This is a genomic window from Mesorhizobium sp. M4A.F.Ca.ET.020.02.1.1 (assembly GCF_004022645.1).
In the GTDB taxonomy this organism is placed as follows: Bacteria; Pseudomonadota; Alphaproteobacteria; order Rhizobiales; family Rhizobiaceae; genus Mesorhizobium.
This window is the reverse complement of record NZ_RZOI01000114.1, coordinates 1-11,590: the sequence shown is the minus strand read 5'-3', so window position 1 is coordinate 11,590 and position 11,590 is coordinate 1. Positions and strand designations below refer to the sequence as shown.

Annotated in this window: 2 protein-coding genes; both read left to right on the top strand. The window is 63.5% G+C overall.

The features are described from left to right. A partial coding sequence (locus EN742_RS10480; protein WP_128332780.1) for a matrixin family metalloprotease occupies nucleotides 1-10,484 on the top strand: 10,484 nt, incomplete at its 5' end. Nucleotides 10,485-10,549: 65 nt separating this feature from the next. Then, nucleotides 10,550-11,590 (top strand): GAF domain-containing protein (locus EN742_RS10475; protein WP_148670069.1); only part of this gene is annotated, 1,041 nt, incomplete at its 3' end.

The following is an 11,590-nucleotide window of genomic DNA, read 5'->3' as shown; positions in this document are numbered from 1 at the left end:
ACGGCGTGTCGGGCACCGATGTCTATGAGATCTACACCCTTGGCTCCAACAATCCAGGCCAGGGCACCGCAGGCACCGACTTCCAGCGCAACTACGTCATCAACATCCTCGACAGCGGGCGCTCCATCGATGGTGTCGATGAACTGACCATCTTCGGCTACAACTCGTCGCAGAATGGTCTGGTCGGCGGCAACAAGCCGATCGACGACATCTTCCTCCTGCGCGGCGCCAACTACCTGCCGCACGAATCCGCCGACCGTCCGGCCTACGTCGCCATGGTCTACGGGCAGCCCAAGACCTATGCCGACACTATTGAGGACAATGAGCCCTCGAACGAGGTCGCGCGCATCAATTACGACACCGCGCTGAATGGCCGGATCACCGTCGAGGGGCAGGGCGGCAACGACAATTTCTACTCCGACGACACCTCGGCGATCGTTTCGCTGCAAGGCGGCGCTGGCGACGACTCCTTCAACATCGGCCAGATATTCGGCAACAAGCGCACCGGCGATCCGGAAAACGGCGTCACGCCGTTCTTCGGCGGCGGCCTGCTCGACCAGGACGTGTTCCCCGACATGGTGGCTACGACACGCGGCTGGTTGAGCCCCGGCATCAGTGCGCCGATGGTCGCGCAGGGCGGCACCGGCAACGACGAATTCCGCGTCTATTCCAACCAGGCCGAGCTGCGGCTCGAGGGCGACGACAACAACGACCTGTTCATCGTCCGCGCGTTCGCCATCGCGGCGGTCGCCAACCAGGACTGGAACGGTGACGGCACGATCGATCAGGACGACCTGCCGGCGGTCACGCTCGATACCAACGGCGATGGCGCGATCAATTTCGCCGACGCTGACTCGACGCCGGACGACTACACCGACGACGTCATCGTGCTGGACGACTTTGGCGTCGCCAAGCCAATCATCGGGCTCGGCTTCTCGGTCGCGCGGGCGCCCGATATCCGCGCCGGCGGCGGCGAGGACGAAGTGCAATACAATGTCAACGCGCCGGTCTCGGTCGACGGCGGCACCGGCTTCGACAAGCTGGTCATCCTCGGGACCGAATTCGCCGACGATTTCGCCATAACCGAAAAGGGCATCTTCGGCGCCGGCCTCAATGTTCGCTACACCACGATCGAAGTGGTCGAGGTTGACGGACTTGAAGGCGACGACGAATTCTTCGTTCAGTCGACGGCTTTCGGCGTGGCCTATCGCGTTATCGGCGGTCTGGGCTCCGACACGATCAATGTCGCGGGTGATGTCACGGAAGACATCATCACACGCGAACTCGAAGGCGCGTCCGGCGCCGTTGATCACCTCGTCACCTCGGGCGATCCACTCTACGATGGCGTCCTGGTCGACGGTTTCGACTATCACGTGGCAGGCCCCGAAGAGGGCATCGTCCGCATCGACGAAACGGACGGCTTCACGGCTGTTCGGGAAGGCGGACCGCGCAATGTCGACAGCTACACTGTCAGGCTGGCGGTCGCGCCGCTGGCCGGCCAGATCGTCTATGTGACGATTGCGGCGGCACGTTCGCCGCAGCAGGAAGAAGACGGCACCCTGATCAACCCGGCACCGTTGCCGAATGGCATCGGCGACACGATCTGGCTTTCGACGCTGGATCCCGGCGCCGTGGGAACCGACGGCGAATTCCAGCATGTCATCATGATCAACGGCGTTCCGACGATCATCAACGATCGCTCGATCGTGCTCGCCTTCGACAGCACCAACTGGGACACGGCGCAGAACGTGTACCTCTACGCCCCCGACGATCTGCGCGCCGAGGGCGATCGGGTGGTCGTCATTCAGCACAGTGTCATCTCCGACACCAGCGGTGTCGCACCCGCAGTGCTGGCGGCGGCCTATCCGGACGGCGATCCCTTCGACGCCGCGGATGTGCGCAACGTCGAAGTCGACCTGCGTGACAACGACACGCCCGGAATCTATGTCACCGAAGTGGCGCCCGGCACCAATACCGAAGATCGCCGCTCGCTCGTCATCGAAGGCAATGCCACGACCAAGCTGAATGACGAACTTCTGGTACAGCTAGCCACGGCGCCCGAAGCGACCGACACGATCGTCGTCAAGTTGTTCGTCAACGAATTCAGCGACGAAAACATCATGATCTACGACGTCGACGATCCGAACGATCTCGACGGCCGCATGTTCAAGGGTGCCGACGGCTACTGGCGCATTACTTTCGACAGCGGAAACTGGGACGATGCGGTGCGCGTCGGCATCGAAGCGCGCGACGACATCCCGCGTGAGGACCCGCATACGGCGGCGATCTTCTTCCAGCTCGACCAGGCGCTGACGGTCGACGCCGACCACGACTACGTATTCCCGAACCTGCGCTCAGGCCCGGGCTATGTCGACATCGACGTTATCGACAATGACAGCGCCGGCGCGGTCGTGCTGGAGAGTGAAGGCAATACGCTGCTCAACGGCGACGGATCGGACACCGACGACTATACGATCCGCCTGACCAAGGCGCCGTCGACCAGCGTTCACGTCGCGGTGCTTACCGACGGTCTGGCGGATGTCGTCAGCGTCAACGGGATCGCGGTCACGCCCGGCTCGGGGTACGAGATCATTGGCGGCCTCAGGCCAACGCAGATATTCGACGGCAATCTTGTCTTCTCCAACGATGGTGGCCTGGGCAAGGTCACGCGCGGGGTCGGTGCCGATCTCGGCAGCTTCGTTGATGAAGGGTTCTTCGTCGGCCAGCAGGTACGCATCGGCAATGCCGGCGTCGACAGCGGCGATTATTTCATCACCTCGATCGATGCGGATGGAAAGTTCTTCAAGGTCGACAAGCTGTTCGCCACGACAGGCGCGCAGGCCGACGTCATCCTGTCCGATCTGGCGCGGGACGGTGAGTACACCGGCGATATCCGCTTCGAGCAGGTCATGGAAGAAGGTATTCCGACCTACCGGATGACCATCGACGGACTTGGCGAAGAGGACGATGGCTGGCTGGCATTCGGTTTCCTCGAGGGGCAGTGGATCCGCCTGTTCGACTCGACCGACAATCTGATCGGCGACTTCAAGATCGCGATCATCCGCGGCGACAACGACACCAAGGACACCACAATCCAGATCACCGGCACCAATGTGGCGCAGATCCTGCCGCATCTGGGCGACACGCTGAACGACGTGCGTGTGGTTCGCACCGCCGCCGTGGCTGTGTTCACGCCGGCCAACTACTACCAGCAGCAGACTATCGAGCTGCGCGCCGACACCGAATACGATGTGCCGATCACTCGTGAAGGCGTCAAGGTCTTCCCGGTTTCCGGTCACTATCTGTCCAAGCTGCGCGGACCGCTGGCTGTCGAGGGCGGCGTCACCGGCGCCGACCGTTCGCTCGAGAACGGCCTCAAGCTGCCCGGCGAAGCCGACGACTTCCTGATCGCGATCGGCCAGCAGCCGCCGGAATCGCAGCAGATCGACGTGCTGAACATCTTCAACGACACCAGCAAGGAAGATGTCGGCGGCGTCATGACCGAGACGACGCTCACCGGCTTCAACATGGCTGACGATCTGAGCCTGGGGCTTGGTGTGACCGGCGATCCGACCTTCGGTGAATCCGGCTTCTTCCCAGGTGGCATCAGCTTCGGGCGCATCAGCGTCGACTCGAATGGCGATTTCGGCACCGACGACACCAAGAGCACCATCGAGGTGGTCAACCTGATGCTCGGCGAGGGCAACGACGAGCTCGTCATCGAAGGCACGCTCAATCCTGCGCCGCCGGTTCAGGTGACGAACACGTTCGACGTAACGGCATCCGGAGCCAATGGCGGCACCATCGTGCGCACCGGCTTCGACTGGAAAGCCATGGGCTTCCTCGTCGGCCAAACGGTGAAGATCGACAACCTGGCGGGCGTCTGGACGATCCTCGCCATCAATGATGCGCTGATCGATCCGGCCAATCCGGCCGAAGGCGCGGATCCGAATGACAACTCGATCCTGGTTCTGGGCGGACCGACGCTCGTCGGTGTGGCGGACGGGTCGCATACGATCACCGCTTTCGACAAGGATGTGATCACGCCGAACAAGTCGGTGGATGTGGCCAGCACGACGGCGGGTGGCATCATCACGCGCACCGACGGCGGCAACTGGGCCGGCTTTGCGGTCGGAGACTTTATCTCGATCGATGAGGATTTTGCGAAGGGCGAGTATCAGATCGTGGCGATCGCCGGCGCGGTCATGCACGTCATCGGCGGGCAACTCGCGCCGGTCTCGGAAGCGCCGCGCACGATCAATCGCATCAACCCGGTGACCAATGCCGTGCTGCAGACCGTGGTGGCCGAAGTCGACGTCGACCCGACCTATACCGGCGGCATCGTCACGCGCCAGGACGGCGTCAACTGGGCCGATGAAGGCTACCTCGCCGGACATCTGGTGACCATGGTCGATGCCGACGGCAAGCGCGACTTCCGCATCATCGAGATCTCGCAAGACGGCTTCTCGCTGACGCTCGAAGGTGCGCCGCTGGCGACGCAAAACGACGCGGTGAAGAGCTTCTATGTGCAAGGCCAGCATGGCGGGCTGACGCTCGTTCATGGCGGCGGCAACATGTATCTGGAAAGCGCCGGCCCGATGAACATCGCCGCCGGAACCGGTGGACAGATCATCGTCACCCGTCAGGACGGCCGCGACTGGTCGGAGGACCGCTATCAGGTCGGCCAGGTGATCCAGCTTGCGGGCGAGACCTATACGCGCACCATTCTGGCGATCGCCGACGCGACTCTGCCGGCGCCTGCCAACTCCGCGCTGACATGGGGTGACGGCAGTGTGCTGGTGCTCAGCGCACCGAACACACGCGCCGGCCAGCCAGCCGGCACCGTGCTCGCGCCCAACGCGTTCAACATCTATGCCGAGCGTTCGCTGCACGTCGCAGAGCCGCGCGTCATCACCGGGACGGCGACCGTCAACATCGCCACCAACAGCCTGACACGCAGCGCCGGCAGCTGGCTGGCGGATGGCTTCCATGTGGGCCAGAAGGTGCAACTGAGCGGCTTTGCCGGCACGTTCACCATCCAGGCGCTCAATGCGACCGTGATGACCCTGCAGAGCGTTGCGCTGACGCCGAAAGTCGGCGTTGCGATGACCGTTTCCGGTACCGACGTCACGCTGGACGGCGGCGCCCGCATCGGCGGCGACCACATTGTCGTCACCGGCGGCGCCGGACCGAACTCGCCGCTGGTCATCTATGGCGACACCGGCCAGGACGGCATCTGGTATTCCGGCCAGGCGCACAACGTTTTGGGTATGGAATTCGGCGAGAAGCCGTTCGATCCGTTCCCGGAACTGCAGGACGGCGAGAATGAGGATGACGAGTGGGTGTTCCCGCTCGCCAATCGCTACAAGTTCGCCGGCAACGACATCATCGACGCCAGCGCCTTGTTCGCCGGCACGCCATCGGCAAACCTGCCGAGCGTCGGCCTGACGATCTATGGCGGCGCGGGCAACGACACGATCTACGGCAGCCAGGCTGGCGATCATCTTGCCGGCGGTTCCGGCGACGACCTGATCATCGGCAACCGCGGCACCGACCACATCTATGGCGACAGCGGCGTGAACGTGAACATCTTCACGCGCCAGCTGTTCATCGATACGGTCGATAACAGTCCGTTGCCTTCGGCAAATCCGGACACCGACACCAACGGCACGACGATCAAGCCGGTCAAGTCGTCGGTTCGTGACCTGATGGATGCGGGCGACGACCTGATCTTCGGCGATGGCGCCTCGCATCTCGGCTATGGGCCGAGTTCGGTCGCGGCTGCCGGCGTGCTGGGCGACTTCGACGACATCATCTTCGCCGATCACGGCGTGATCGAAATGTTCGTCGACGATCCGAACTTGCCGTCGGCTTTGAAGCAGCGCATCCAGACGACCGAGCTGGTGCTGGTCACCGGCGTCAAATCGGCCGAACTGCAGAATGGCGGCGACGATGTGGTGTTCGGCGGCCTCGACCGCGACGTCATCGTGGGCGGCGCCGGGCATGATCTGCTCGACGGTGACCAGCAAGACGATCGCGTCTTTGGCGACAACGTCTACATGTCGCGCCAGGGCGGCGCTGACGGCAACCTGTTGGACGATACGTTCAGCCTGCGCTTCCAGACGCTGGCCGGAACTTTGCTGTACAGCCGTACCGACCGGCCGATGCCGGCCGGCCTCGGCACGGTCAATGCCGACAACAGCGGCCTGCTGCTGGTCGACAGTACCGCTCGGCGGTATCGCGATCCGGACGGTGCTCCGTGGTGGAGCGAGTATTCGGTCGACTACGCGGCGCTGCATACCTTCGCCTTCGACGAGGGCACGGTCGGCGTCGGCAGCTTCGGTAACGACTACATCGCTGGCAGCGAAGGCCATGACGAACTGTTCGGTCAGCTCGGCCATGACGTGGTGCAGGGCGACGGCGGCATCGAGCTGGCCTTTGCCGGCACCTCGCATGTCGGCGCATCGCGCACATCCGGCGGCGTCACCGATCCGATCGGTCCGCTCACGGTGATCGCCTCCTTCACGGCGGCGACTGACGGCCAGGACTACATCGAAGGCGGCGGCGGTGACGACCAGATATTCGGCGGTCTCGGCCAGGATGATCTGATCGGTGGGTCCTCGTCCTTCTTCAGCCTCACTGATCCGAATGCGCGGCCCGACGGAGACGACTACATTTTCGGCGGCGCCGGCATCGAGATCGACCGCAATGACGACAATTTGCCGAATGACGGCACGCTGATCAATTCGCGCTTTGCTCGCGATGCCGACTCCATGATCGGCGACAACGGCAACATCGTGCGGATCGTCGGTGTCAATCACACCGACATCAATCCGAACGGCACGGCCGGCCAACAGCTCTATGTCCAGTTCAATTACGACGTGAACGACCCGGCGCGCGCCGGTGGCGAGCGTCTCGTCGTGCGCGGCATCCATCTGCTCGACTACACGCCGGGCGGCCCGGACTTCCGTCCGGACCTGTTCTCCAAGAACAACCCGAACGATCCCGCCTATCGCAGCGAATTCGGCATATGGGCCAAGCAGGACATCGGTGGCCATGATGAGTTCCATGGCGAGACCGGTGACGACACCGCCTATGGCGGCGGCGGCCATGACCGGATGTTCGGCGATGCCGAGAATGACGACTTGATCGGCGGTTGGGGGAATGACTGGATCTCCGGTGGTACCGGTGAGGACGGCATCCTGGGCGACGACGGCCGCATCTTCACCAGCCGCAACAGCGCGACCTACGGCGAAAGCCTGTTCGGCGTGCTGCCGCTGCTGGCGACCGATCCGGATACGCGCACCAGCCAGGGCGATGTGCTCAACGAGTTCATCTACACGCCCGGACAGGTGCAGACCGAGACGATCAATGTCGGCGGCAAGATGAAGAAGGCGGTCGACCTGACGCCATACAATCTGACGCCAAATGCGCAGGGCGGCGACAATCCGCTGTTCGACGCCAATGTCGTCGACGACATCATTTTCGGCGGCCTGGGTGACGACTTCATCCATGGCGGTTCCGGCGACGATGCGGTCGGCGGCGGCGAGGCCCTGCCGGAGTCCTACACGCAGCGCTTCGACGCGGCGGGCAATGTCGTGGGCATCGTGCGCACCGACTTCTCGCGGCCGTGGAATCCTGGCGACGTATTGAAGTTTGGTCCTGACAGCGATCCGTGGAACGCACCGAAGCCGGTGCAGAGCCGGCTCGGCGAGTTCTTCCTCTACGACGAGTACGATCCACGCCGGACGATCATGTTCAACGCCGATGGTTCGGTATGGAAGGCCGGCACGCCGCCTATCGCGCGCCAGTATTTCCTCAACCTCGTCGACAATGAAGGACCGCTGGTCAACGGCGCGATCGCTTTTGCGCCGAACGGCACGCCGACGGCGTTTGCGCAGCGCAACACCGACGGCAACGATGCGGTCTTTGGTGACCTGGGCAATGACTGGATCGTTGGCGGTACCGGCCGCGACCACATCTATGGCGGCTGGGGCAACGACCTCATGAACGCCGATGATGTACTCTCGACCAACAACTGGCTGAACGACCAGCCAGAGACGCATCCAATGTATGAGGACCGCGTTTTCGGCGGGGCAGGGCTCGACATCCTGATCGGCAACACCGGTGGCGACCGCCTGATTGATTGGGTCGGCGAGTTCAACAGCTACCTGGTGCCGTTCGCACCGTTCGGTATCGCGACGGTAAGCCGGCAGGTGCCGCCGCAACTGTTCGACTTCCTTTATGCGCAGGCATTCAGCGACGGTGTCGACATCACCCGCACCGCCGACACTGGCAGCATCAACGGGGACGACAAGTACAGCCACGTCCATATGTTCATGGGCGGCGTGGAAGGCGAAATCGGCCTGATCACCCAGAAGGATCATGGCTTCTGGCAGGATCAGACCGGCGGTCCGACGGATCCCCAGGCGGGCAACATCCCCGGCGGCAAGCGCGACGTGTTGCGCACGGCCGACTTCAATGATGGCAACGCCAAGGTCGTGGCGGTTGACGAGGGCAATTTCGCCGTCACCAGCGGTAAGCTCACCGTTCAGTCGGCGAGCACTTGGGACCAGGCAGCCGCGGTTCTCTATCTCGACGCCTATACGCCGATCTACTACGAGATCGCGGCGACCTTGACGACCGATAAGCCGACGGCCGGCTGGAAAGCCAACTCCTACATCATCTTCGACTACTACTCGCCGACAGATTTCAAATATGCCGGCATCAACATCTCGAACGACCAGATCGAGATGGGCTACCGCGACGCCAGCGGCTGGCATCAGTTGGTCAAGTCCAACAAGCCGGTGCAGCTCAAGGCAAACCAGGCTTACGATGTCCTGCTCGCGGTCAACGGCACGAACGCGACTTTGACCGTGGCTGGCGTGAATTGGTTCAGCTACACCTTCGCGCCGCGCATCCTCGAGGGCCAGCCGGTGGCGCTGAACAAGGGCCTCGTCGGTGTCGGCAACAGCGGCTCGAAGGGTACGGTGGACAACTTCCGTGTCCAGGTCTTGCCGCCCCAGATCACGCTCGACTACGCAGCCGAGTTCGACGCGCCGCCGACCTATCCGATGTCGAAGACCGCAGCTCAAGGCTGGACGCTCTCGGGCGGCAGGCTGAACGCGGCGGCCGGCGCCGGCACCAACCTGCTGGATGTCGGCCCGGCGATCGGGGCGGACGCCTATCTGGAACTGACGGCGAAGTTGAAGACCGCCGGCACCGGTGGCATCGTCTTCGATTACTACGGCGCCAACGACTACAAGTTCGTCACGCTGGATGTGGCGGCCCAGAAGGTTCTGGTTGGACACGTGACGTCGAAAGGCGGCACGGCGATCGATCAAAGCTTTGCCCGCACGCTCAGTTCAACGACGGACTATGAAGTCCAGTTGACCATACGTGGCGCTGCCGTCTCGATCACCGTCAACGGCGCATTCGTCGGCAGCTATGGCTTCAACTCAGCCGTTGCCGATGGCGAGTTCGGCCTGGTGACAGGCAATGCCGGGGCGTCCTTCGACCGGCTGCAGGTCCGCACCAACGCCTCGGCGTTCAGCACCAGCTCCAATCAGCTGGCACTGGCTTCGCCCGGCCAGGCGGGAGACACAGCAACGGCGGTCGGCGTCGATCAGGCCAGGGCGATGCTGGCGCAGGCGATGGCGATCTGGTCGGCCAGCGGCCAACTGGACGCGACAGAGCTTGCAAAACTGTCGAGCCTGGATGTGCAGGTCGTCGATCTGCCTGGCATGGCGCTGGCACAGTCGGTGTTCGGCGCCGTGCTGATCGACCGCAACGCGGCCGGAAATGGCTGGTTCGTTGACCTGTCACCTCTCGACAGCAGCGAGTTCCAGCTCGATGCATCCGGCCACCTGACGGCGTTGCCCGGCGGCGCGGCCGAGGGGCGGATGGACCTGCTGTCGGTACTGATCCACGAAATCGGCCATCAGGCGGGCCTCGATCACGATGACGACGAGACGGGCGTGATGTCGGCTGAGTTGGCCGTCGGCGAGCGCCGGCTGCCGGAGGCCGGATCGGCTGGTGAGGAGGTTGAAACGCAGCTCTTCCATGATGGCCTGGGCGTCTTTGTCGGCGCCAAGGAGCATGGATTGCTTCAGAGCGCTGGCATCGCCCCGGCTCAGGCGGTCGGAGACGTCACCACGATCTCGGCCGCAAGAGCTTCAGGCGATGCGGCGGCGGTAGCGAACTCCGACTCTGAGGCCGATGCAAGCGCGAAACCCGGCGATATCGTGCTGACAGGGGTTACTTCCGGCCTGCAGCCAAGCAGCCAGCCCGACTGGGTGTTTGACGAAACCAGCGGAACCTTCGTTGCCGCGCAGGATCGGCAGCAGGACCGTCCGCATCATGCGGCGCCTGATGCGGATCACGACGATGGCGACGCGGCTTCGGACGACCTCAACGGTCTCGCCGAATGGAGCAACCGCAAGGGGCTGCTGTCGCGCCTGTCCAGTCTGTTTGGAGTACGCTGAGACAATGATGACGGCGCAGTTCATACATTTCGCGAACTGCGTCCGCCGCCTCGAAATGGGTGTCCATGGCCGATAGCATCCTTGAAGGTGACACTCGCAGGATGCTGGATGATACCGGCATCGTCAGCTACAGCGTTCTAGACCAGGCGCTGTGGACACGCTTCCGTGCTGCCGGGACGTCTGATGAGTTCATCGGCGCATGGCTGGGCCTTCTGTGCCGCCAGCTACCCGATGCCTCCGCGGCAGCCCTGGTGCTCGGGGAAGCCGATGCCGGGCCTTATGTGCTGGCCGCCGCATGGCCGAACTCACAGTCGCCGGCCGGCGGGCTTCTCGGCGCCGCCGAAATGGCGACAGGAAAGCGTCAGGGCGTCAGTGTATCGGGTCCGGCAGACGACACACAGATCATCGCGTCCCCGATCCTCATCGACGGACATCTGTTCGGCGCCTGTGCCGTTGCCGTGAAGCGAAACGACGCTGCCTTCACCGACATCATGCGCAAGATCCAGTGGGCCTGCGGCTGGGTGGAAGTGCATGTGCGCCGCGGCATGAGCGATCAGAGCGAACAGGCGGCGCAGCGCAGTCGCTTTGCGTTCGACATGCTGGCGACGGTGATTGAGAAGAAGCAGTACAAGAGCGCCTGCACCGCGCTCGTTACAGAACTCGCCATGCGGTTGAATTGCGACCCGGTCGCTATTGGCGTGATGCGCCGGCGCTGGACGCGCGTTGCGGCGGTGTCCCACTCGGCGGCATTCGACAGCAAGGTCAGTTTCATGCGTGACGTCGCCGCGGCGATGGACGAGGCGATCGACCAGCGGGCCGTGGTCGTCGCGCCATCGCGCGAGGGGCAGGAATATCGCGTCAGCCTCGCGCACGAAGCCTTGACGCGCCAGCACAAGAACGGCGCTGCCCTGACCGTGCCGCTGCAAAGCAACGGCCGGATGACGGGCGCGCTCACTTTCCTGCGGCCCGTCGACGCGCGCTTTGACCAGGAGACGATCTACCTTTGCGACGCAGTTGCGGCCGTGGTCGGACCGGTCCTCGAGGAAAAACGCCGCAACGACCGAACCATCTTCACCAAGGCGCTCGAGGCAGGCTGGATCCAGATC